We start from the raw sequence: 23,129 nt of genomic DNA on the forward strand, positions 1-23,129 counted from the left end.
CTATGTCGCGCTTTTCCCTGAGTCTGTTAGCGATGCTGCTGGTGGCGGGCTGTAGCTCTCGTCCCGCCATTCCGGTGAACAACGACCAAACCCTGGTCATGGAATCTGCGGTGCTGGCGGCCGGGATTAGCGCGGAAAAACCGGATATCTCTCAGCAGAACGGTGCCACGGTGGCCGAATCATCGCTGTATAATGAGCAGCATAAGCCGGTCACGCTGTACTACCGTTTTTACTGGTACGACAAAAAAGGGCTGGAAATCCACCCGCTTGAGCAAGTGCGTACCGTTACCCTTCCGGGGCAGTCTTCGCAGCGCATTGAGTCGACTGCAGCCTTGCCGGGAGCCAAAAAAGTACGTCTTTCTCTCTCTGTAAGGAGCGAATTTTGATTAGGGGACTTCATCGTTATCTGGCCGTCACTGCGGTGGCGCTGATCCTGACCGGGTGTATTAATCGCGGCGAACAGCCTGCTCCGGTAGAAGAAGCTAAACCTGGCGTAGAGCAGCCTGCTCAGCCGGAACCTACCGTGCCAACGGTACCGACCGTGCCGACTCAGCCTGGCCCTGTGGAACAACCAGAGCCGACTATCCCGGCCCAGCCTAAGGTTCGCACCTACGACTGGAACAGTGCCATGCAGCCGATGGTCAGCAAAATGCTGCAGGCTGATGGCGTGACGCCGGGGAGTGTGTTGCTGGTGGACAGCGTCAACAACCGCACCAACGGCAGCCTGCAAACCAGCAGCGCGACGGAAGCCTTGCGCGGCGCGCTGGCCAACAACAACAAGTTCACGTTGGTCTCTGCGCAGCAGCTCTCGATGGCTAAGCAACAGCTTGGGCTTTCCCCGCAGGACAGCTTAGGCACGCGAAGCAAAGCGATTGGCATTGCGCGTAACACCGGCGCCCAGTACGTGCTTTACACCAACGCCAGCGGCAACGTGAACACGCCCACGCTGAAAATGCAACTGATGCTGGTGCAAACCGGCGAAATCATCTGGTCGGGTAGCGGTGCTGTTCAGCAAACCAACTAAAGTATCGCTCGATGCGGCAGTGACTCGATACCTTCCGGCGGCTCAGGCCGCCGGTTGTGTTTCTGCGCTCGAGGGACTAAGCGGAACAAGTTACCGCATAGAGACAGAAGCAGGCAGCTTTACGGCAAGAAAGCTGCCCGAGCAGCGTTTGCCTGGGATTTCCCTTCGGCGGCATCATCGCGCGCTCAGGCAGCTGCCTGCTGGCATTGCGCCCGAGCCCTGGTGCCTGGCGGAAGGCTGGCTGTTCACCCGCTGGATTGACGGTGAGGTTTTGCCGAACCTGGCCCCGCTCACTGAATTAACGGGCTTATTGTATTATCTTCACCGGCAGAAACCGTTCGGCTGGCGCATAAGTCTGGCTCCGCTGCTTGAGTTCTACTGGCAGGAAAGCGACCCAAACAGGCGAACCCTGACCTGGCTGCGTGAATTAAAGCGCCTGAAGCGCCGGAAGGAACCCCGCTCCCTGCGGCTGGCCCCTCTGCATATGGATGTTCACGCGGGCAATCTGGTGCGGCAACCGGGCAATCGCCTGGGGCTTATTGATTGGGAATACGCCGGGGATGGCGATATTGCGCTGGAGCTGGCCGCTGTGCTGGCGGCAAACGCTGTCGACGGTGAAGCGCTGCTGGAGTTGTATGCTGCCCAGGCTTCACTCAGTCTCGAAGCCCTCAGCCGCCAGGTTGCGCGCTGGCGGCCGTGGATCACGTTACTTATGGCGTCCTGGTATGAATGCCGCTGGCGGCAAACCGGGGAGCAACATTTTATTACGCTGGCAGACGACGCATGGCGTGCGCTGCGGGCGAGCAAACATCAGGAGAGAGTATTGTGGGCCCAGTAATGTTGGATGTGGCTGGCTTCGAGCTGGATGCGGAAGAGCGTGAAATTTTGCAGCACCCGCTGGTGGGCGGTTTGATTCTTTTCACCCGCAACTACCACGACCCGGAGCAGCTTCGTGAACTGGTGCGCCAGATCCGTGAAGCTTCGCGTCATCGTCTGGTTGTTGCCGTCGATCAGGAAGGCGGCCGCGTGCAGCGCTTCCGCGAAGGGTTTACCCGTCTGCCTGCGGCACAATCTTTTGCAGCACTTCGCGGCCTGGAAGAGGGCGGCAAGCTGGCGGCAGAGGCTGGCTGGCTGATGGCGAGCGAGATGATCGCCATGGATATCGACATCAGCTTTGCGCCAGTGCTGGATATCGGGCACATCAGCGCGGCCATTGGGGAACGTTCTTACCATGAAGATCCGGCCAAAGCGCTGGCAATGGCCACGCATTTTATCGACGGGATGCATGCTGCGGGCATGAAAACCACCGGCAAACACTTCCCGGGCCACGGGGCGGTCACCGCCGACTCGCACAAAGAAACCCCGCACGACCCGCGTCCGAAGGCGGAAATCCGCGAGCATGACATGCGCATTTTTGCCTCGTTGATTCGCGAGAATAAGCTGGATGCCATCATGCCTGCGCACGTTATCTATGATGAAGTTGATCCGCGTCCGGCGAGCGGCTCTGAGTACTGGCTGAAAACGGTCCTGCGCGGCGAACTGGGCTTTAATGGCGTGATTTTCTCCGATGATTTGTCGATGGAAGGCGCGGCTATCATGGGCAGCTATGCCGAACGCGGTCAGGCATCGCTGGACGCCGGTTGCGATATGATCCTCGTCTGCAATAATCGTAAAGGGGCGGTGAGCGTGCTGGATAACCTGTCGCCGGTCAAAGCAGAGCGTGTTACAGGTTTGTATCATAAAGGGTCATTTACCCGCGATGAGCTGCGTTCATCCGATCGCTGGAAACAGGTGAACCAGCAGCTGGAAGCGCTGCACGAGCAGTGGCAGGCGCATAAGGCGGGCTAATATTCAGGTGGTGAGGATGCGATGATTATCTATTTGCACGGTTTTGATTCAAACAGTCCCGGTAACCATGAAAAAGTGCTGCAGCTTCAGTTTATCGATCCCGACGTGCGGCTGATTAGCTACAGCACGCTGCATCCGAAGCACGACATGCAGCATCTGCTGAAGGAAGTCGACAAGATGCAGCAGCTTACCGACGACGAACGTCCCTTAATTTGCGGCGTCGGCCTCGGTGGGTTCTGGGCGGAGCGCATTGGTTTTCTCTGCGATATGCGACAGGTTATTTTTAACCCAAACCTCTACCCCCATGAAAACATGGAAGGGAAGATCGACCGGCCGGAAGAGTACGCGGACATCACCACCAAGTGCGTGCAAAATTTCCGAGAGAAGAACCGCGATCGCTGCCTGACTATTCTCTCGCGCAACGACGAAGCGCTGGACAACCGGCGCACGGCAGAAGCCCTGCATCACTACTATGAAATCGTCTGGGACGAGCAGCAAACCCACAAATTCAAAAACATCTCCCCGCATTTACAGCGCATTAAAGCTTTTAAAACCTTAGGTTAATTTTTCCCCGCAATAACACAGGCCAGCCTCACGCTGGCCTTTTTGTTTATCTTTTCGGCATAAAAATTGATGTACATCAATTTTGGTATGACCAATGCACCCTTCATGTTATTCTCGATAAAGTTTGGCGTTAAACGTGCAGTAACCCTTTGTTAATTAAAGGTTATTTAGATAACTTTTAATTAACAATTGGTTAATATTTTAGGGGGTCAAGTTGACTACACCATTGAAAAAAATAGTGATTGTTGGCGGCGGCGCTGGTGGTCTGGAACTGGCGACTCAGTTGGGTAAAAAACTGGGACGTGGCAAAAAAGCCAAAATTACTCTGGTCGATCGTAACCACAGCCACCTGTGGAAACCTTTGCTGCATGAAGTGGCCACCGGCTCGCTGGATGAAGGTGTGGATGCGCTGAGCTACCTGGCCCACGCACGCAATCATCATTTCCAGTTCCAGTTGGGTTCCGTGGTGGATATCAACCGCGAAAGCAAAACGCTGACCATCGCCGAACTGCGCGATGAGAAGGGTGAACTGCTGGTGCCTGAGCGAAAGCTGCCTTACGACACGCTGGTGATGGCGCTGGGGAGTACCTCCAACGACTTCAACACTCCGGGCGTGAAAGAGAACTGCATCTTCCTCGACAACCCGCACCAGGCGCGTCGATTCCATTCCGAGATGCTGAACCTGTTCCTGAAATACTCCGCCAACCTCGGCGCAAATGGCAAGGTTAACATCGCTATCGTTGGCGGTGGCGCGACGGGCGTTGAGCTGTCTGCGGAGCTGCATAACGCCGTTAAGCAACTGCACAGCTACGGTTACAAAGGGCTGACCAACGAAGCGCTGAATGTCACGCTGGTGGAAGCCGGGGAGCGCATTCTGCCCGCGCTGCCGCCGCGCATTTCTGCCGCCGCACACAGTGAACTGACCAAGCTTGGCGTTCGCGTGCTGACGCAAACCATGGTGACCAGCGCCGAAGCGCATGGCCTGAACACCAAAGACGGCGAGTTCATCGAAGCGGATCTGATGGTCTGGGCGGCGGGCATTAAAGCGCCAGATTTCATGAAAGAGATCGGTGGCCTTGAAACTAACCGCATTAACCAGCTGGTGGTTGAGCCAACGCTACAGACCACGCGTGACCCGGACATCTACGCTATCGGCGACTGTGCGTCCTGCGCTCGTCCTGAAGGTGGTTTCGTGCCGCCTCGCGCTCAGGCCGCGCACCAGATGGCTTCCCGCGCGCTGACGAACATCCTTGCGCAGATGAAAGGCCAGCCGCTCAAAGCTTACAGCTATAAAGATCACGGCTCGCTGGTTTCATTGTCCAAATTCTCCACCGTGGGCAGCCTGATGGGTAACCTGATGCGCGGTTCGATGATGGTGGAAGGCCGCATCGCCCGCTTTGTGTACATCTCCCTGTACCGTATGCACCAGATTGCGCTGCATGGTTATTTCAAAACCGGCCTGATGATGCTGGTGGGCAGCATCAACCGCGTGATCCGTCCGCGCCTGAAGCTGCACTAGGTTTTATTTCCTTCCGAAACCCGGCCACCGCGCCGGGTTTTTTATTGCCGGTACGCAGCATAACATTCGGCATATTCCTGGCAGGTTGCTCGGAGTTGTCTTAAACATGCGTTTTCACCGCACGATCCCGCACTTTTGATCCGTTGTCTGATTTCTCAATATTGTCACTGCAGTGCAAAATTAGGTTAACAACAAGGTCAGGAGGATGTCCTGTGAATAAATCAATGTTAGCGGGTATAGGTATTGGCGTGGCCGCTGCGCTGGGCGTGGCTGCGGTAGCCAGTTTGAACGTGTTTGACCGTGGCCCCCAGTATGCACAGGTGGTGTCAGCGACGCCAATCAAGGAAACGGTTAAAACACCGCGTCAGGAGTGCCGCAATGTCGCAGTGACGCACCGCAAACCTGTTCAGGATGAGAACCGTATTTTAGGTTCTGCTCTGGGCGCGGTGGCCGGGGGCGTGCTTGGTCATCAGTTTGGCGGTGGACGCGGGAAGGATGTTGCCACGGTCGTAGGCGCGCTGGGCGGCGGTTACGCCGGGAACCAGGTGCAGGGCGCGATGCAGGAGGGGGATACCTACACCACCACCCAGCAGCGCTGTAAGACCGTGTATGACAAATCAGAAAAAATGCTCGGCTATGATGTGACCTACAAAATCGGCGATCAACAGGGCAAAATCCGCATGGATAAAGACCCAGGCACTCAGATCCCGCTGGACAGCAAAGGCCAGCTGGTGCTCAACAAAGCCTGATATCGAGTCTTAAAACAAACCCGCCCTCCGGCGGGTTTTGTGTTTCTAGTGCTCGCCGCGCAGCGTTTGCTGTAGCCTCAATAAAGCCCTGACTTCCTGAATTCTACGGCGGGTTAAGGCGGGAATCGCATCAGGAGCCTGCTCAAACAGCGTTTTATCGGCAAAAATAACCTCTCCGAGGCAACGGTCGTACAGCGGCCCGCTTATATCCAGTTTTACCTCGTCGTTAACGCTCAGGGTTTCATCCGCCCCCCGACGGTCGACGGCAATCACTCTGCCATCTTTTAGCACGATGTTGATGCCTTTTTGCCCTCCGGTCGGCCCGGCATATTTGTTCAGCTGCAGTACGCAGGGGATGCCGCCCATCTCCCCGCGCAGCAGGGCCTGGCCCTCTGCCGTTGTAACATCGCCGGGCAAGATACCGTTGCCGAGCCGGTCTTTGGCAAGCAGTAACTCCAGCTTCAGCGCTTCGCCAGCGCCTGCCTGCATCAGCGTTTCCCGCATCATCGCCAGCACATGCGTGCCGATGTCCACGATAACGCCGTCCGGGTGTCGCAGCTTACGAGTATCGGGCTCGCCGGTGGCAAAATTCAGCGCAATGGGCTCTCCGGCAGCGTTAAACCCGCTGGGTTCCAGCAGGAATCCTTCGATACGGTCGATATCTTCAAGGCGGTCGATAAAACGTGCCGCATCGGTTCTCACCATCCAGTGATCCAGGGCGAGCACCCGCGCGGCAATGGCCGGATCGCTCAATAATGATGTCAGTTCGTCCAGTTGCTGTAGCGTTCCTGCGACGGGTTTTTCCACCACGACGGGCAGCGAACTTTGCTGTAGCACCTGCTTCAGCATGGGCCAATGCTGGAGCGATGAAGTGGTGATAAACACCAGATCAAGCGGCAGCGCCAGAAGCTGGTTTAAGGAGGGGAGAAGCGTGATGGCATCAGAGCTGTAGCGTGGGGCGGGATCAAACCCGTAGCAAACCACATCGCGTCGGGAAAGCCGCTGAATCGCCGGCAGGTAAGCCGTTTCTATCACGCTGCCCACGCCAATAAAGCCAATTTGCATATCGTCTCCGATCATAAGAGAGGTAAATATCCCTTATTTTTAAAAGACTATTTTGCGCGGGTCGAGGGATAAACTGTTAGGAAGGGTAAGCGTGTGAACTTGCCCGGCATTTGCCGGGCAAGGGGAGAGGTTTAGAATAGCACGGAGTAGTTCATACCGAAGGTGCGGCCACGGCCTTTATAGTCATACAGCGAAGCTGGACCGTAGCCCGGGCTGTAGTACAACGGCGCACGCTGGCCCCAAACGGTGGTGTAATCGCGGTCAAAGACGTTTTCGACGCTAAAGCTGAGTTTACCCACCGGAAGCTCGTAGCTGCCAAGTAAATCAACAGTGGTGTAACCGTCGATGCTGTAGCCTGCCGCGTCGCTTACGTTAAACGACGTTGTGCTCTGTACGCGAAGGCTCCACGGGTCCGGTGCCCAGCCAATATAGGCGGTCGCTTTCGACGGGCTGGCGACTTTCACGTCATATTTCTGCCAGCTACCGTTAACTTTGGATTCCGTTTTCAGGACGTTAAAGTTAGCGCCGGTGCTCCAGTTCGTGTCCGGAATGAAGTAGTCCACTGCCCCTTCCACGCCGTAAATACGGCGCTTATCGTCGACGACGCTGATGGTCAGGTCTTTATTCGCCAGCACACTCTTATCGGACAGCGAGTAGTAGGCGGCAATCTGCGTGCGCAGGCTGTCGCCGGTGTAACGCCAGCCCAGTTCGTAGGAATCAACCTTCACGCCCTGCAGTTTGCTCGCGCCTACGTTGACGCTGTTGGTCAGCGGCAGGTGGCCGTTAACCGCCGCGCCATAGGTACCGCGGCCGTAATATTTACCTGGGTCCGGTAACTCTACGCCCTGGGAGAAGTTTAGCCAGGCCTGTTGACGTTCGGTGATGTGCATCAGCAAACCGGCGTTGAAGAGGAAATTGTCGTAGTCGGTGGAGCCGCCAGGGATAGCATCGGCGGATTTTGCCGTACCGGCTGCAATTTGCTGCTGCTGCGCGTAGCCGACGAAATCATCAATCTTGTTCTCGGTGTACTGGTAACGCACGCCGCCGCTCAGGGTAAAGATCTCATTGATGTCATAGCTGGACTGCAGGAAAGCAGCCATGTTACTGATGTCATACGCCGGGTAACGTCCGGTGGTATAGATTTTCTGGTTATTCAGGCCGCCGGAGGCGCTGGCCTGCGCCAGATCGAAGAACATCTGGTTAGAGGTAAAGCGTTCGTGGTCGGCGTCCAGGCCGTAGGTCAACTGCCAGCCGTCGAGCGGCTTGCTGTTCATAGTCAGCTTCGCGCCGTACTGATTGGTATCCTGCTGGGAAGAAGAAAACGCGGTTGCTTTCTTGTTCGCATTCACCGTCGGGAACGGATAGAACAGCAGCGACTCATCGCGGTAGTAAACCTGGCCCACCAGCTCCTGGCCGAGGAAATCGCTGTTGGAATACTGCATGCTGATCAGATGACGTTCTGTGCCAGGGACTCGGTCGGAGTTCAGCCCTTTACTGACGTACGGGCTGCTCGTCCCGCTGATGGCAGAGAAGTTTTTCCCGAGATTCAGGCCGTAATCGTCATCGCCCTTACTTTTGTAGTACTGGGTAACTAACTGCAGCTGCTGGTTTTCATCGATGTTCAGCGTCCCGGTGCCCATCACGTCCAGGCGATCGGAATACTGCAAACCGGTCTGGGTGTTGTCGAGCAGGGTGGCATCACCGTTGCCGTCAAACCAGCCGCCGAATTTCTGATAGGCCACTGACGCACGGCCAGAAATATGGTCGTTACCGCCGGAAATGGCGCTGGCGACGCGCTCATCGTGATCTTTGCTGCTGTTAAAGCCGCTCTTGATACCGGTTTCAAACTCTACCTGCGTATCTTTCTGGCCTTTTTTGGTCACGATGTTGATAAGCCCACCGGTACTGCCGCCGCCGTACAGGGCGGTCGCGCCGGAAATGACTTCAATATGATCGATGTTGAACGGATCGATAGAGTCCAGCTGGCGGCTGTCGGTACGGGAAGAGTTGAGACGCACGCCGTCAACCAGCACGACCAGCGGGCGACCACGGACGTTCATGCCGTAGTTGGTGCGGCTCTGGCTGCTGACGTCGAGGCCGGGGATCAGTTGGGCCAGCGCGTCTTTAAACTCTTTGCCGCCCTGGATCTGCTGCTCCAGTTCGGTTTTCTCGATCACCCAGGTGGTTTGAGCCATCTCGGCGACGGTGCGGTTGCTGCGGTTGGCGGAAACCACCATTGTCTCGTCACTGGTTTGCTGTGCCACTGCCGGCGCCATCATGGCGAGCAGTAACGGATTGAGCGCCCAAAGCGTTTGCTTTTTGGTTATCATCATTGTTCCTTCATACGGGCTGACAAACATCGGCCCAAATATGCTGTGTCCTCGTCATTCTTCAATTTGACGCGGGGTTAACGGTTACCCCCGTCCCGCAGCGGCCTGCGTTCCGGGGGAAAAACTCAGTTAGCGCCGGGCTGCATTTCGAATGATTTTGAGGAGTAGTGAGTTAAGGACGCAGCGGTGTGCTGCGGTTTTTCCCGGCTACCGCTGCGCCATTGAATCAGCGCGGGCGGCGTACTGAGATCGAACAAATCACGCCCCAGCGCGCGATTCAGAATTTTGGCGGAGCGCCATGCCATCAGGCTCAGCTGCGGCTCGGCAATGCCGTGGGTTTGCATACTGGCGTTGACCGCAAAAATGTTATTTCCGGCCGGGCCGTTCCACTCCAGCGTAAAGTCGTCGCGCACTTTGAAGTTGCACTCATCAAGCATCGTCATGCGCGGCATTAACGGCGAAAGCATCTGCGGCAGCGTCGGGCGGTAGCCGGTGGCGAAAATCACCACGTCGCTGTCCAGCGTGTCATAGCCCTTGTCCAGATGGTGTTCCAGCAGCAGTTGCCAGCCCTGGCCGCGGCTTTCAAGACCGGTGACCGAGCGGCTCGGCAGCAGGCGCGCATTGCGCGGCAGCCCCAGCACCTCGAAGCGGTGATACAGCTCGCGGTAGATAGTCAGCAGCGAATCGGCGGTAATGCCGTCGGAGGTCATCTTCTGCTCATCGAGCATTTTCTGCCGCGCGTCTTCATTCAGGCCTACAAAGCCAGTGACGTACTCCGGCGTGAAGTACTCGTTGGCAAACGCGGCTTCATCCAGCGCGTTGAAGTTATTGCGGCGCGAAACCCAGTTCACTTCGGCGACTTCGCCCCAGGCGCCACGGAACGCATTCAGGAACAGATCGGCACCGCTTTGCCCGCCGCCGACAACCGTGACGCGTTTTCCGGCCAGATTCGGCAGGCGCAGGCTCATTTCGCTGGCGTGGAAGCAGGTCGGCGTGGCGGTTTTTACGCACGGTGGCAGGTGAGGCTGTTTGCCAATCCCGAGGCAAATATTGCGCGCCAGCGTTTCCCCCTGGCCGGTTTGCACCACAAACAGCTTGCGCCGCTCGTCGAAATCAACGCGCTCAACCGTTTGGTTAAACTGCAGGTTGTTCATGCCCTCTGCGGCCCAGCGCAGGTAGTCCGAAAACTCATCGCGGGAGACGGTGCGCAGCTCAGTGGTCAGAAAACGGTAGAATTTTTTACGTTTCACCAGGTAGTTCACAAAGCTGAACGGGCTGGTGGGGGCCACGGCGCTGACCAGGTCTTTCAGGAACATGGTCTGCATATGGCAATCCGGCACTAACATACCGGGGTGCCACGCAAAATCAGGGCGGCTGTCAAAGAACTGGCTGCTAAATCCCTCTGCTTCGTGAGACAGCGCCGCAATGCTCAGGTTAAACGGGCCGATACCTACGCCAATAAAATCAACAGTGTTTGTCATAATTCAATCCCTGGTTACCAGCCACAGCGGGTTTTGCAGATCCTCAAGGTAATTCGGCAGCATGCGGCTGCCGCCGTCCTGGTCAGGCCAGGTCAGTTTTACCGGGTTCAGCACAACGCGGATGATTTGTGGCTTAAAGAGTGAGAAAAGCGCAAAACGCGCCGACATTTGCGGGTGTTCCTGCATGTAATCACTCAACACTGCGGCCAGCAGCTGATAAAAGCGTCTCTCCGGCACGCCAAGGCGGGCCATGAGCGGCGAAACAAAACGCAGCACCGTCACAAAATGGCCGGTCTGCAAATCATGAATTAAATAGTCGGCGCTCAGGCGGGCGGTCACGTCCCGCACTTTCTGAGGCAGGGAGTCCATCTCCGGGAACTCATCCTTCACCAGACGCATATCGCCCTGAAAATCTTTCAGCAGCACGCGCTGCGGCACGCCGTCTTTCATGGCGAGCGTAATATTTTGTCCGTGGGCGATCAGCGCCACGCCGTAGCGGCAGAGCAGGTGATACAGCGGTACCACCACCGCGCGGAACATCTGCGTCAGCCAGGCTTCTGCATCCAGACCAGAGCGGGCGATATAGGCCCCTATCAGCGGCTGATTGTTCTCGTCGCATTCCATCAGGGTGGCCATCAGAATCGGCGTCTCGTCAGGCTTCAGCCAGCGGGTCGGGTTCTCACGCCAGATAACGCCCAGCATCTCCTGGTAGCGATAGGGTGCCTGGGCCAGCGCGGCGTAACCTGCATGAGAAACATAGCCGGCAGCCGGTTCGCCGAGGATCACCGCCCCGGTTTTCACCAGCGTGCTGTCGGTAGCGAAGACGTTTTGCAGCCAGCGGGAAGCCAGGGGCCCGGCTGCAATGTACTTGCCCGGAATACCGCGATAGCAGGACGTGTTGTAAATCGTCAGCGGCAGCTTGATGTCTAACCCGCCCTGGCGGCTGGCGTTGGTCAGGGTTCGCAGCGACTGCTGGGCCAGCCACTGGTCGCCAAATTCGCCCAGAGAAACCATCTTGCCTTCGGCGAGATCGGCCACAAAATCCAGCGCAATCTTCTGCTGCCACTGCCACGGATGCACCGGCAGCGGCAGCCAGTTGTCATCCAGGCCATTGTGCTGCCAGGCCTGAGTAAAGCGGGCCAGTTCCTGCTCGTCCATCGCGGCGGCGATAAGCTGCTGAATATCCAGCTCGCTGTCGCAGCGCCAGACCATATGCTCGCGTTTAACCGCCAGCCAGTGCAGGCGGAAGGTGTTGGCATACTCCGGCGCATAGCGTTCCAGCGCCTCTTTACCCCAGCCGCGACGCCCTTTGTTAAAGGCGAACTTCGGGTGGCCGCTCAGCAGGCACTGCAGGCGGTCGGCGTCGAGATCGATCAGGTTGTCAGCGCTCATGCCACGGCGGGCATTCAGCAGCTGCAGGTCGCCCAGCAGCGTGGCGTACAGATCCTGCATATGCTCGGCCACGGTGGCGTCGCTCATCGACAGCACCGGCTTGAGCTGCATGAGCAGCGTCTGGGCTAAGACCGGCTCGTCGGCGCAGCGCAGCGTTTGCGCGTCTACCCACAGCCAGCCCCAGATACCGCGCTCTGCGTTAAAATGCCACTCGGCCCCGGCTAAGCTGATGCAGTAGCGATTTTCGCCCAGCGATTCGGCCTGAAAAACCTGCTCGTACTCCAGCTCAGCCAGCATTTTTGCTACCAGCTGGCGGTTAACAAAATCCCAGTCCTTGCGATTCATTACAGGCCTACCCCGCTAAAGAAGTTGTGGCGGTCCGCCATGACCAGGCGTGAACGCTTGTGCGGGAAGTCAAATTCCTTGCGCGTTACATAGCCCGCTGGCTCCAGATGTTTGAACAGGCGCTGGTTGTCGGCGCGCGGCTCCAGCACGGTGCGCTGGGTACGCGGCTCGTCCAGCAATAGATAGTGAGTCAGCCCGCGCAGCCAGCTTTGTACATAGTGCGCGCCGCGCCATTGCTGCTCGCCCACCAGCAGATGCAGGCCGCGATCAAACGGCTGCCACGGGTAATGGCGGCCGATGCGATCTTCCGCTGCCCAGTAAATTTCGAAGTAGCTGAACGGCTGGTCGTCAAAGCAGCCGATCAGCGGAAACGCATGTTTCCCGGTGAGCTGGCGCTCCAGATACGCGGTTTGAACCTCCAGCGAGCCGCTCTGCTCCCAGAAATAGTCCACGCGCGGATCGTTCATCCAGCGGGTAAAGCGCTCGGCGTCCTGGGCTGGATCGGCCACACGGAAGCTCAGCGTTTTGCGAACGCGCGGATCGTAGCGGCGGTAAACTTCCCCGGACGGGCGGGCAGGGCGCTGCGGGAAATAGATCTCGCGCTCGGGGTCAAACACCATTTCGCCGGAAGCGTGTTTCGCCGGGGCGTTGAGCCACAGCGGCAGCTGCCAGAAAGTCGCGCGGTGAACGATGTCGCTTTTTAGCAGATCAAACAACACCAGCGCCTGCGGCTCTTCACGCCACTCGGCGTAAGGCAGTACGATAGACGTAAGCTGCGGCGCCGCGACGAACATCTGATCCAGCGCATCGCGCAGCCAGCCTGCGGGCAGTTCGCCCGGCCAGTGCAGAACCGCGCCGCCGTCCTGGCCCCAGCTCAGATTCAGAGGCTTATTGAGCTTTTCACAGCGCAGCCCGTGGCCGCCGTGAACAATAGATGCCTGAAACATTCAGCCCTCCTGAGCCAGCAGCGGGTTCACAAAGTCGAAGTAAATCACCGAAGGATCGACGATGGTGTTTTCGTTATGGTCGTGCAGGTAGCAGAAGAAGTTCCCCTTCACGTTCCAGTGCGGGCTTTCCAGCACGTAGTCGAGGCAGGTTTTATGCGTCACCTCGTCGCGTACGGCGCTAAGCGCGCTGCCTACACGGCTCATCAGGTTCACCTCGCTATCCAGCCCCGCAGCACCCAGCGCGGCGGTCACGGCGAAGGTCGAATTGACCAGCAGGTAGTAAGGGAAGTAGCGCAGAAGCTGTTCGCGGGTGAAGACGTTTTCCGCCTGTGCTTCGCCAATCATGTCGAGCCAGCCTGCGGCATGCGGCATAAAGGCGCTGCCCTGGCAGTCGCGGTAGATAAGCCCGACCGGCAGATCCTGCTGCATCTCGACCAGAATGTTTTGCTGGTGAGCGAGCAGAACCAGGCCGTAATCCGCTTCGGCGGTAAACAGCGGCTTCAGCACCTGCTGACAATAGGCGTCGACCCAGGCGTGTGCGGCCTGTTTCGGCGTGATCCCCAGGCGAGTGCTCAGGCGGTTCACGGCGGCAACCAGCAGGGAATCTCCGCCGTCCGGGGCCGACTGGGTAAGGGAAACAAGCACGTTAGTCTGGCTCTGCGGCTGCTTAACCAGCAGGTTTTCGCGCAGAGCAAACAAGCTTTCTTCCATGATGTTGCCGTGGAGATCGCGCAGCCCGGCCCAGCCGTCCTCCTGCATCACGCGGAAGGTCGGGAATCGGGCCTGCAGCGTTTGCCAGCGATCAGTTTGCGCCAGTCGCGCCAGGCGCATACCGCGTTTAACTTCTTTTACCGACAGCGTGCGCACGGAGTTGGTCAGGCGCACGCTCAGGGAGAATTTGATCATGTCACGGCTGGTGGCACAGTACAGCGAGCGTGAAGAGGTGGTCGGTAACCACGGCGCGCCCGCCTCGCCTAAATCTTTCACTAATCCTTTAGCGACCAACTGCTGGCACCAGTCTTGCTCCAGCAAATAGCCCGCCTGCCACGGATGCAGCGGGAACAGCCATTGATTGTCGCTGAGCTCGCTCAGCAGCTGCGGCGCATTTTCAGCGGCAAAGCGCGTCAGGCGCTGCTGCAGATTGAGATGCAGACTTTCACCCGCCAGGTAGCTTTTATCCACGGCAAACCAGCGCAGTGGGAAATGAGGGGCGAAATCGGGCAGGTAGCGTTCGGCTTCCTGCTGGTTAAACGGTTCGTGGGATTTCGGCGCCGGGTGAAAGGCGTGTCCCACCAGCAATGCCTGCTCGGCCTCACCAAAATTCAGCGCTTTTTCGCGCAGCCCGTTCCAGTCATGACGGGCTTCAATCGCCTGCTGCGTATGGGCATGGCTTTCCATTACGCGCTGATAAAACGCCTCACAGCCGGTGGCTGGCAGCATTTGCTGATGCTGAAGCTTGTCGACAATCAGCTGGGAAAGGGTGGCGAAATCAATTGGCTGGCTGCCGGTGGCATTGACCAGACGGGCCGGGAATTCGAAGCGGTGATGCTGGGTGGGGGAGAAATAGGCCACTTTGAAGTAGAGCGCCTGCTGTTCCCCCAGGGGGATAATAAGTTCGGCTGGGTGGCTGTCGGTCAGTCGCCAGTCGTTGGTTTCACGGACAAGGGAATTAAGAAAGCACTGTGCGGCCACATCCCAGGCCAGCGTTTTATTTGGCAAAGTCATCATCAAACAGTTTCCACGCGTTATGATAATGCGAATTCTGCCGATAACGTTTCTCATTATCAATAACAATTGTTAGAATAGATAAAATTAATTTTACAAATACGCACAATAACTCCACGGGTTAGCAACATTTTGACATCGCTTGAACTGGCGGATTCGCCGCAAAAATCCCTTTCCTGTTGGCCACTTGCGCTGAGCGCCGGGCTGCTTGGCGTCGGGCAAAATGGCCTGCTGGTCGCGATCCCTGTACTGGTGATGCAGACACATTTGAGCCTGTCCGTCTGGGCGGCATTGCTAACGCTTGGCTCGATGCTGTTTTTACCGTCCTCGCCGTGGTGGGGGAAACAGATTGCTCGCCTGGGCAGTAAGCCCGTGGTGCTCTGGGCGCTGGGAGGCTATGGCGCTAGCTTTATGCTGCTGGGGCTTGGCTGCCTGCTGCTGGCCACGGATGCGGTCGCGGGTTATCTCGGCCTGGGCATATTGATTGTGGCGCGGATTATCTACGGGTTGACCGTCTCGGCGATGGTCCCGGCCTGCCAGGTCTGGGCGCTGCAGCGCGCCGGGGAAGGAAAGCGCATGGCGGCGCTGGCCACGATCAGCTCCGGGCTGAGCAGCGGGCGCTTGTTTGGCCCGCTTTGTGCCGCCGGAATGTTAGCGATTCATCCGCTGGCCCCGTTGGGGCTTCTGATGGTGGCGCCCTTGCTGGCGCTGGTGATGCTGTTACGGTTACCGGGTACGCCGCCGCAGCCCGCCGCCGAACGTAAAAGCGCTCGTCTTCGCCCTGACTGTCTGCCTTATCTGCTTTGTGCCTTGTTGCTTTCTGCCTCGGTCAGCCTGATGCAGCTGGGGCTTTCTCCGGCGCTTGCCCGCCAGTTTGCCACGGATACCGCCGCGATTAGCCATCAGGTTGCCTGGCTGCTGAGCCTGGCCGCGGTGGCCTCGCTCTCCGCGCAGTTTGGCATTCTCCGGCCACAGCGCCTTACGCCGATGGCGCTGCTGTTAAGTGCCGGGCTGTTGATGATCGTCGGCCTGGCGATGATGATTTCCGTCCAGCTGTGGCTGTTTTACGTTGGCTGCGCGGTACTGTCGTTCGGGGCTGCGCTGGCGACCCCGGCCTATCAGCTGCTGCTGAACGATAAGCTTGCCGATGGCGCAGGGGCCGGCTGGGTGGCGACCAGCCACACTCTGGGCTACGGGCTTTGCGCCATGCTGGTGCCGCTGGTATCAAAAACCGGGGCTGAGGCGGCGCTGATTATGGTGGCCTTTTTAGCTGCCGTTTTATTTACCGTGGTGTCCGGCGTTATCTGGCGCAGCCGCCACCGTTCACGTCATTCTGCAATTTAAGCGTAAGGAAAAGTTATGGCTGGAGTTCAGGGCTATCGTCTGTTTAACGTTCAACTGGCGCGGAAAACGGCCGTGTCGCCTTCGCTGCTGAGCCTGGTCTTTAGCGGGCCGGATGTGGCGCATATGAAATGTGACTCGCCGGATCAGCGTATTAAAATGTTGTTCCCGTCCGAAGACGGAACGCCGCCGTCGCTGCCTGCCGAAGGGCAGTGGTATCAGATTGCTCAGGGGATGCCTAAAGAGAAGCGCCCGGTGATCCGCACTTATACGCTGCGGCATGTCGATCCTGCGCGGCAGGAAGTGACGGTGGAGTTTGTCAGCCACGGCACCGAAGGCCCGGCTTCCGCATGGGCGATCAATTCTGTTCCCGGCGATACTATCCAGATTGTGGCCCCGAACGCCGCCCACCCGGAAGACAGCGGTGGCTATGAATGGACGCCGCCTGCCGGGCTGAGAAATGCGCTGATTATTGCCGATGAGACGGCTTTACCCGCCGCACGCGGCATTCTGGAAATGCTGGCTCGTCAGGCGCAGCCGCCAAAAATACAGGCCTTTTTTGAAGTGCCGGACGAGGGAGACTGCGTGGACTTAAGCGCCTATGGCTTCGCCGAGATCAGCTGGCTGCCGCGCAAACCCGTCTCTGCTACGCACGGCGAATGCCTGATTCAGGCGGTTAAAATGCAGGCGAGGGTGCCGGAAAGCGGCCATCACGAAGCTGTCCAGGAAGAGCCCGAAGGTGAACTGCTGTGGGATAAAGCCACCACCGGCAGCAACGAATTTTACGGCTGGGTAGCGGCGGAGTCGACGGTGGTTAAGCTGCTGCGCCGCCATTTGATCGGTGAGCGCGGCGTTGAGCACGAAGCCATCAACTTTATGGCCTACTGGGCGAAAGGGCGAGAGCGCTAGTGAAAAGGGCGGCCATTGGCCGCCCGATAATCAGATCTTCTTCAACTGCGGCATTAACATTACCGTGGTTTTCACAATCTGCATTAACTCTTCAAAGCTGGCGTTCTCGCGGGCGCTGACCGACATCCCCTGAATGATGCAGCACAGGTATTTCGCCAGGCAGCGAATATTGCGCTCCGCCGGGATCTCACCTTTTTGCTGGCGTATTTCAAGGAAACGCACCAGCGTTTGTTCCTGCACGGCATGGCGGGCTTTTATCGTCGCGGCGATGTCTTCCGACGAAGCGGCCAGCACGGATGAGGTGCAAATGATAAAGCAGCCAGCAGGAGTGCTCTTGTCGGTAAAGCATTGCGCGACCGCGGAAAGATAGTTCTCCAGCGCGGCTTCCATAGTCTGCTCTTCACAAAACAGGCAGGCCTCGTGTTTAGCTGCAAAGCGCGCGATATAGCGATCCAGTACCGCGCGGAACAGGCCTTCTTTGTTGATGAACTCCGCGTAGAGCGTTGGGGCTTTTGCCCCGGTGGCTTCTACCAGATGTGCCATGGATGTTGCTTCATAGCCATGCTGCCAGAAGAGTGTCATGGCCTTGTCGAGTGCTGCTTCCCTGTCAAACACTTTTGGACGGCCACGGCTTTTTTTGCTGCAACTTAATGTCTCGGTTGCCATACCTGCCGTTTAACCTCTGTCTAATTAGTGAACACTTATTATAAAAATAATCGGCGGCGGTAGCCAGCGCCACGTTATGAAAAATAATTATTTCTTATCACGATGAAAAATAGCGCTTTTTTTAATTAATTAACGGTCGTTATTAAAATGTGTTGACGTGTGATGTGGATCACGTTTATGATTTAGTTATCGATCGTTAACTAATTAAGTTTAACGACCTAACATTCACCTGCTTAGGATCTGAATCATGAAAACCTTAACTACTCTGTTCGCTGCCGCTGTTATTAGCTCACTCTCATTTGCAAGCTTTGCGGCGGTTGAAGTTTCTGCTACCCCTGCTGGCCAGCAAAAAGTGGGCACCATCAGCGCCAATGCGGGCAGCAACCTCTCTTCCCTGGAAGAACAGTTGGCCGCGAAGGCCGATGCTATGGGCGCTAAATCGTTCCGTATTACCTCCGTTAACGGTCCGAACACCCTGCACGGTACTGCCGTCATCTATAAATAAGCCAGACGTTAACCCTCAATACGTTTGACCTTATTCGTTATATGCCACTGCAAGCAAAAGGCCCTGTCTTTCGACAGGGCCTTTTTTTACGCATAAAACCTGAACTTAGATTTCGTTTACTGGCTGGTCAGCCGTATGGGCATTGACGTTGATCGGCATCCCGGAGCGGTGCTCCATGGCCTGTTCCATCACCTGCGCATCGGTTTTAGGTGAGTTGCGGAACTGCGCCATCTGCTCGTTCAAAACAATAGGCAGGACTTTCGGGTCGTCATCAATCGCTTTGGACAGCGGCTGGTGAACTTCAACCAGGCGGGAGCCGTCCGGCTCAACGGAAGCTTTGATTGGCGTGTTGATGATGCGCACTGAAGTGCCGACCGGAACCGTGTTAAACAGCGCTTTGATATCGCCGTCACGCAGGCGGATACAGCCGGAGCTGACGCGCATACCGATGCCGAAGTCCGCGTTGGTGCCGTGCAGCAGGTACACGCCGCCGAACGCCGCCAGGCGAATCGCGTGGTGCCCCATCGGGTTATCCGGCCCGGCAGGAACCACGGCCGGGAGCTTAATCCCCTGCGCCAGGTAACGCGCACGAATATTGGCCGTTGGCGTCCAGGTCGGATTAGCGCGTTTATCGGAAATTTTTGTCACCATCGTCGGCGTCAGCGTGTCGCCGCCCAACTGGCCAATGCCAATCGGGTAAACGGTGACGCTATTTTTACCAGCAGGGAAGTAGTACAGGCGCAGTTCGGCGAGGTTGATCACAATCCCCTCGCGCGGCACATCCGGCAGGAGCATCTGGCGCGGGATAGTCAGCACGCTCCCGGCGCGGGGCACATAAGGATCGACGCCGGGGTTTGCCTGCAACAACGCCAGGAAACCGACGTTGTATTTTTTGGCAATGGCCTCCAGCGAACCGCCGTCGTTTTCAACCTGATGGAACAGGTTTTTGCCGATCAGGCGGCTGTTAGCGGCGGGAAGCGGATAATCGTTAGCGCTGGCGGGCAGCGCCATGGCCGCAGCGCCCAGTAAGGCTGCGGCGGTAAACCAGCGGCGGAAAGACAAAGTACGCGATGCAAACATAGCTTAAACCCTGCGATGTTAATGGCTAATTCTTGAGGCAGATAAACGCCAATTATCGCTGAGCTGCGTGTCGGGAAATCCTGGGGATTGCAAAGGATGTGTAAATGTCACAGAAAATTGCGCCTTACCGGGCGGTAAGGCGCAGAGGCGTCAGGCCGCGGCGTTTTCCGCCAGGCTGCGCATAAAGTTACGCACCCATTCCATGCGCGTTTTTCTGTCCTCAAGATCCTGGAAGAACTTCAGTCGGGTAGGGCCGTCCAGGCGGTAATGCTGCGGCTGCTTCTGCAGCAGGCCAATCAGCCATACCGGATCAACGTGGTTTTTCTCCGCGAACTCGATGGTGCCGCCTTTTTCATTGCCCTCAATCTTACGCACGCCCAGTTTCTGTGCCTGCTGGCGCAGCGCGGCGATATCCAGCAGATTACGCGCCGCATCCGGCAGAAGGCCAAATCGGTCGATAAGCTCAACTTTCAGCTCGTCCAGCTCGTGCTCGCCTTTGGCGCTGGCGATGCGTTTGTAGAACGACAGGCGCGTATTGACGTCGGGAATAAAATCATCCGGCAGCAGGGCGGGCATCCGCAGCTCAACTTCCGTCTGGCTGTTGGTGAGATCTTCCAGCGAGGGCTCGCGACCCTCTTTCAGCGCATCGACGGCGTTTTCCAGCAGCTCCATGTAGAGCGAGAAGCCGATAGTTTCCATCTGACCGCTCTGATCTTCCCCCAGCAGCTCGCCCGCGCCGCGAATTTCCAGGTCGTGGGTGGCTAACGCGAACCCGGCACCTAAATCTTCCAGCGAGGCAATCGCCTCCAGGCGCTTTTGCGCGTCCGTGGTCATTGCCTTCGGGTGCGGTGTCAGCAGCCAGGCATAGGCCTGGTGGTGAGAGCGCCCGACGCGGCCACGCAGCTGGTGAAGCTGCGCCAGACCAAAGTGGTCGGCCCGCTCAATGATGATGGTATTGGCGGTCGGAATATCGATCCCGGTTTCGATGATTGTGGTGCACACCAGCACGTTAAAACGCTGGTGGTGGAAGTCGTTCATCACCCGCTCCAGTTCGCGCTCGCGCATCTGGCCGTGGCCGATGGCAATACGCGCTTCTGGCACCAGTTCGGCCAGCTTATCGGCGGCTTTCTGAATGTTTTCGACGTCGTTGAAGAGGTAATACACCTGGCCGCCGCGCAGCACTTCACGCAGGATGGCTTCCCGTACCACCAGGCTGTCGTATTCGCGCACGAAGGTTTTCACCGCCAGGCGGCGAGCCGGTGGCGTGGCGATAATCGACAGGTCGCGCATGCCGCTCATTGCCATATTCAGGGTTCGCGGAATCGGCGTTGCAGTAAGCGTCAGAATATCCACGTCGGCGCGCATCGCTTTAATACGCTCTTTGTGGCGCACGCCGAAGCGGTGCTCTTCATCGACAATCAACAGCCCCAGATCGCGCCATTTCACGTCGGCCTGCAGCAGTTTATGGGTGCCGATCAGAATATCGATTTTCCCTTCGCTGGCCTGTTCCAGAATTTGCGTCTGCTCTTTAGCACTGCGGAAGCGGGAAAGCATCTCAATGCGCACCGGCCAGTTGGCGAAGCGGTCGCGGAAGTTGTCGTAGTGCTGCTGAGCCAGCAGGGTCGTCGGCACCAGCACCGCCACCTGCTTGTTGTTCTCCACTGCCAGGAATGCGGCGCGCATCGCAACTTCGGTTTTACCGAAGCCGACGTCGCCACACACCAGCCTGTCCATCGCCAGCGGGCGACACATGTCGCTCAGCACGGCGTTGATGGCCTGGGCCTGGTCCGGCGTAGTTTCAAACGGGAAGCTGTCGCAGAATAGCTGGTACTGCTCGCGATCGTGCTTAAAGGCAAAGCCTTCTTTGGCGGCGCGCATCGCATAGATATCCAGCAGTTCGGCGGCGACATCGCGCACTTTCTCCGCTGCCTTCTGGCGAGCGCGGGACCAGGCATCGCTGCCCAGCTTGTGCAGCGGCGCATTTTCATCGGCACCGCCCGCGTAGCGGCTGATCAGGTGCAGGGACGAAACCGGGACGTAAAGTTTCGCATCGCCCGCGTAGGTCAGCATCAGGTATTCGGCGGTAATGCCCCCGGCTTCCAGCGTGGTCAGTCCGGCGTAGCGGCCCACGCCGTGCTCCAGGTGAACCACCGGCTGGCCCGCATGCAGCTCGGCCAGGTTGCGGATCAGCGTGTCCGGGTTAATGGTGCGGCGGCTGTCCTGGCGACGGCGGCTAACGCGCTCGCCCAGCAGATCGCTTTCACAAATCAACGCCCGGTTGCGCAGGGTATCAATAAAGCCGTGTTCGCTGGCGCCAATCATCAGGTAGCGGCCGTTGCCTTCGGCTTCTTCCAGGCGGTAAATGCGTTTGGGCGCGACTTTGATGCGGCCTAGCAGTTCGCCCAGCGCTTCACGGCGGCCTTCACTTTCAACCGAGAAAATCACCGGCCCGGTGAAGGACTCGAGGAACTTCCGCAGGCTGTCCAGCGGGGCTTTTTGCTGTGCCTGCACAGCCAGATCCGGCAGCGCCCGGTAACCCAGGTTTACGTTGGCGGCTTTCTTCGCCAGCGAAGCCGTTTTGAGCTGTACGCGCGGCCAGCCTTTCAGCTCACTAAACAGCGAGTCGGTTTTCAGCCACAGATCTTCCGGCGGCAGAAGCGGGCGCATCGGATCCACGCCGCGATTCTCAAAGCGGGCGTTCGCGTCCAGCCAGAAACGCTCGGCGCTCGCCTCCAGATCGCCTGTATTCACCAGCAGCGTGTTGGCCGGGAAATAGCTAAACAGCGTCGGCAGCGGTTCGCTGAAGAACAGCGGCTGCCAGTATTCGATCCCGGCAGGCAGCGTGCCTTTACTCACCTGCTGGTAGATATGTTCGGCGTCGCGCTTGACGTCGAACTTGTCGCGCCACTGGCTGCGGAACAGCTCAATGGCGTTTTTGTCGGTCGGGAATTCATGGGCCGGCAGCAGATTGATGGCGTCCACTTCTTCCAGCGTGCGCTGGGAATCCACGTCGAAGACGCGCAGGCTGTCGATTTCATCGTCAAAGAAGTCAATGCGGTACGGCTGGGCGCTGCCCATCGGGTAGAGGTCGAGCAGGGCGCCGCGGGTGGCAAATTCGCCATGTTCCATTACCTGGTCGACGCTGCGATACCCGGCCTGTTCCAGCTGCGCGCGCAGGTTATCCCGCGACAGTCTCTGGCCTTTTTTCATCACCAGCGCGTGGCCGTGCAGGTAGCTGTGTGGGCAAACGCGCTGCATCAGCGTATTCACCGGCATGATCAGCACGCCGCGCTGCATGGTCGGCAGTTGATAAAGGGTGGACAGGCGCGACGAGATGATTTCCTGATGCGGCGAGAAGCTGTCATAAGGCAGCGTTTCCCAGTCGGCGAGATTGACCACCAGGTTGTCGGTGAACTGGGTAATTTCATCGTGCAGGCGCAGCGCGTTCTGCATATCCGGGGCAATCAGCACCACCGGGCCGCTATGGCGTTCAACGATTTCGGCGACTTCGGTCGCGCAGGCTGAACCGGTCAGCTCGCCCAGCAGGCGTTGTTCTGCGGGTTTACTCGGTAGGTCGTAACGGGCATGTTCAGGCATAGTCAGCGCGCGTTCTCCAGAAAGCCGTGTTTTCACGGTAAT

General features: G+C 57.9%; 19 protein-coding genes. 10 read left to right on the forward strand and 9 right to left on the reverse strand.

Going from position 1 to position 23,129, the window contains the following annotated elements; genetic code table 11:
* The first annotated feature begins 2 nt into the window (after positions 1-2).
* The 7 genes from LH86_RS12905 to LH86_RS12935 all read left to right on the forward strand — a co-directional run bounded on the left by LH86_RS12905 (position 3) and on the right by LH86_RS12935 (position 5,704).
* The gene (locus LH86_RS12905; protein WP_039301901.1) at positions 3-386 is read left to right on the forward strand and encodes a YcfL family protein; all 384 of its coding nucleotides are present in this window, start codon (positions 3-5) and stop codon (positions 384-386) included.
* Positions 383-1,024: a penicillin-binding protein activator LpoB gene (gene lpoB / locus LH86_RS12910; RefSeq protein ID WP_039301903.1), complete on the forward strand. Its 642-nt coding sequence runs from the start codon at positions 383-385 to the stop codon at positions 1,022-1,024. The genes LH86_RS12905 and lpoB overlap by 4 nt, the downstream gene beginning before the upstream one ends.
* Positions 1,002-1,862, forward strand: a complete 861-nt coding sequence (gene thiK / locus LH86_RS12915; protein ID WP_039301913.1) for a thiamine kinase — start codon at positions 1,002-1,004, stop codon at positions 1,860-1,862. The genes lpoB and thiK overlap by 23 nt, the downstream gene beginning before the upstream one ends.
* Positions 1,850-2,872, forward strand: a complete 1,023-nt coding sequence (gene nagZ / locus LH86_RS12920) for a beta-N-acetylhexosaminidase (protein ID WP_039301926.1) — start codon at positions 1,850-1,852, stop codon at positions 2,870-2,872. Before thiK ends, nagZ begins: the two co-directional genes overlap by 13 nt.
* Positions 2,873-2,893: 21 nt before the next feature.
* Complete coding sequence (gene ycfP, locus LH86_RS12925; RefSeq protein WP_039301934.1) at positions 2,894-3,436, forward strand: alpha/beta hydrolase YcfP; 543 nt, start codon at positions 2,894-2,896, stop codon at positions 3,434-3,436.
* A gap of 214 nt (positions 3,437-3,650) precedes the next feature.
* On the forward strand, positions 3,651-4,955 hold the full coding sequence (locus tag LH86_RS12930) for an NAD(P)/FAD-dependent oxidoreductase (protein WP_039301937.1): 1,305 nt from the start codon (positions 3,651-3,653) through the stop codon (positions 4,953-4,955).
* A 212-nt stretch (positions 4,956-5,167) separates the two neighbouring features.
* Positions 5,168-5,704 (forward strand): glycine zipper 2TM domain-containing protein, encoded by a 537-nt coding sequence (locus LH86_RS12935; RefSeq protein WP_008453441.1) that lies wholly within the window; start codon positions 5,168-5,170, stop codon positions 5,702-5,704.
* Positions 5,705-5,749: 45 nt separating this feature from the next.
* Here the strand turns inward: LH86_RS12935 and LH86_RS12940 are convergent, their stop codons facing one another.
* The 6 genes from LH86_RS12940 to iucA all read right to left on the reverse strand — a co-directional run bounded on the left by LH86_RS12940 (position 5,750) and on the right by iucA (position 14,989).
* On the reverse strand, positions 5,750-6,769 hold the full coding sequence (locus LH86_RS12940) for a Gfo/Idh/MocA family oxidoreductase (protein WP_039306160.1): 1,020 nt from the start codon (positions 6,767-6,769) through the stop codon (positions 5,750-5,752).
* Between the two features lie 131 nt (positions 6,770-6,900).
* Positions 6,901-9,102: a ferric aerobactin receptor IutA gene (iutA, locus tag LH86_RS12945; RefSeq protein WP_039301941.1), complete on the reverse strand. Its 2,202-nt coding sequence runs from the start codon at positions 9,100-9,102 to the stop codon at positions 6,901-6,903.
* A 122-nt stretch (positions 9,103-9,224) separates the two neighbouring features.
* The gene (gene iucD, locus LH86_RS12950) at positions 9,225-10,580 is read right to left on the reverse strand and encodes an NADPH-dependent L-lysine N(6)-monooxygenase (RefSeq protein WP_039301944.1); all 1,356 of its coding nucleotides are present in this window, start codon (positions 10,578-10,580) and stop codon (positions 9,225-9,227) included.
* 3 nt (positions 10,581-10,583) lie between these two features.
* Positions 10,584-12,317, reverse strand: coding sequence for an aerobactin synthase IucC (iucC, locus tag LH86_RS12955; protein ID WP_039301948.1), 1,734 nt, complete (start codon positions 12,315-12,317; stop codon positions 10,584-10,586).
* Positions 12,317-13,264 (reverse strand): N(6)-hydroxylysine O-acetyltransferase, encoded by a 948-nt coding sequence (gene iucB / locus LH86_RS12960; RefSeq protein ID WP_039301951.1) that lies wholly within the window; start codon positions 13,262-13,264, stop codon positions 12,317-12,319. The genes iucC and iucB overlap by 1 nt, the downstream gene beginning before the upstream one ends.
* The gene (gene iucA / locus LH86_RS12965; RefSeq protein ID WP_039306161.1) at positions 13,265-14,989 is read right to left on the reverse strand and encodes an aerobactin synthase IucA; all 1,725 of its coding nucleotides are present in this window, start codon (positions 14,987-14,989) and stop codon (positions 13,265-13,267) included.
* A 132-nt stretch (positions 14,990-15,121) separates the two neighbouring features.
* Here iucA and LH86_RS12970 point away from each other — a divergent pair, with 132 nt between their 5' ends.
* A complete protein-coding gene (locus LH86_RS12970; RefSeq protein WP_039301955.1) occupies positions 15,122-16,333 on the forward strand; it encodes an MFS transporter in 1,212 nt (403 codons plus the stop codon).
* A gap of 15 nt (positions 16,334-16,348) precedes the next feature.
* Positions 16,349-17,239: a siderophore-interacting protein gene (locus LH86_RS12975; protein ID WP_039301960.1), complete on the forward strand. Its 891-nt coding sequence runs from the start codon at positions 16,349-16,351 to the stop codon at positions 17,237-17,239.
* 30 nt (positions 17,240-17,269) lie between these two features.
* Here LH86_RS12975 and LH86_RS12980 read toward each other — a convergent pair whose 3' ends face one another.
* On the reverse strand, positions 17,270-17,905 hold the full coding sequence (locus LH86_RS12980) for a TetR/AcrR family transcriptional regulator (protein ID WP_039301964.1): 636 nt from the start codon (positions 17,903-17,905) through the stop codon (positions 17,270-17,272).
* Positions 17,906-18,152: 247 nt separating this feature from the next.
* On the opposite strand from LH86_RS12980, the gene bhsA reads away from it, so the two are divergent.
* Entirely contained in the window at positions 18,153-18,410 is a 258-nt protein-coding gene (bhsA, locus tag LH86_RS12985) for a multiple stress resistance protein BhsA (RefSeq protein WP_008453418.1), read from the forward strand.
* Positions 18,411-18,515: 105 nt separating this feature from the next.
* On the opposite strand, the gene ldtC is transcribed toward bhsA, so the two are convergent.
* Together ldtC and mfd are read right to left on the reverse strand one after the other, a co-directional pair.
* A complete protein-coding gene (gene ldtC, locus LH86_RS12990) occupies positions 18,516-19,490 on the reverse strand; it encodes a L,D-transpeptidase LdtC (protein WP_039301968.1) in 975 nt (324 codons plus the stop codon).
* Between the two features lie 150 nt (positions 19,491-19,640).
* Positions 19,641-23,087 (reverse strand): transcription-repair coupling factor, encoded by a 3,447-nt coding sequence (gene mfd / locus LH86_RS12995; RefSeq protein ID WP_039301971.1) that lies wholly within the window; start codon positions 23,085-23,087, stop codon positions 19,641-19,643.
* Positions 23,088-23,129 lie beyond the last annotated feature (42 nt).

The sequence above is a fragment of the Cedecea neteri genome (assembly GCF_000758325.1).
Classification (GTDB): domain Bacteria; phylum Pseudomonadota; class Gammaproteobacteria; order Enterobacterales; family Enterobacteriaceae; genus Cedecea; species Cedecea neteri_B.

What these genes read in the sequence shown, in the direction of transcription:
- LH86_RS12980 (WP_039301964.1), bottom strand. Translation starts at nt 17,905, where the DNA reads ATGGCAACCGAGACATTAAGTTGCAGCAAAAAAAGCCGTGGCCGTCCA.
- bhsA (WP_008453418.1), top strand. Translation starts at nt 18,153, where the DNA reads ATGAAAACCTTAACTACTCTGTTCGCTGCCGCTGTTATTAGCTCACTC.
- mfd (WP_039301971.1), bottom strand. Translation starts at nt 23,087, where the DNA reads ATGCCTGAACATGCCCGTTACGACCTACCGAGTAAACCCGCAGAACAA.
- ycfP (WP_039301934.1), top strand. Translation starts at nt 2,894, where the DNA reads ATGATTATCTATTTGCACGGTTTTGATTCAAACAGTCCCGGTAACCAT.
- iutA (WP_039301941.1), bottom strand. Translation starts at nt 9,102, where the DNA reads ATGATGATAACCAAAAAGCAAACGCTTTGGGCGCTCAATCCGTTACTG.
- iucA (WP_039306161.1), bottom strand. Translation starts at nt 14,989, where the DNA reads ATGACTTTGCCAAATAAAACGCTGGCCTGGGATGTGGCCGCACAGTGC.
- ldtC (WP_039301968.1), bottom strand. Translation starts at nt 19,490, where the DNA reads ATGTTTGCATCGCGTACTTTGTCTTTCCGCCGCTGGTTTACCGCCGCA.
- LH86_RS12940 (WP_039306160.1), bottom strand. Translation starts at nt 6,769, where the DNA reads ATGCAAATTGGCTTTATTGGCGTGGGCAGCGTGATAGAAACGGCTTAC.
- LH86_RS12975 (WP_039301960.1), top strand. Translation starts at nt 16,349, where the DNA reads ATGGCTGGAGTTCAGGGCTATCGTCTGTTTAACGTTCAACTGGCGCGG.
- iucC (WP_039301948.1), bottom strand. Translation starts at nt 12,317, where the DNA reads ATGAATCGCAAGGACTGGGATTTTGTTAACCGCCAGCTGGTAGCAAAA.
- iucB (WP_039301951.1), bottom strand. Translation starts at nt 13,264, where the DNA reads ATGTTTCAGGCATCTATTGTTCACGGCGGCCACGGGCTGCGCTGTGAA.
- LH86_RS12905 (WP_039301901.1), top strand. Translation starts at nt 3, where the DNA reads ATGTCGCGCTTTTCCCTGAGTCTGTTAGCGATGCTGCTGGTGGCGGGC.
- iucD (WP_039301944.1), bottom strand. Translation starts at nt 10,580, where the DNA reads ATGACAAACACTGTTGATTTTATTGGCGTAGGTATCGGCCCGTTTAAC.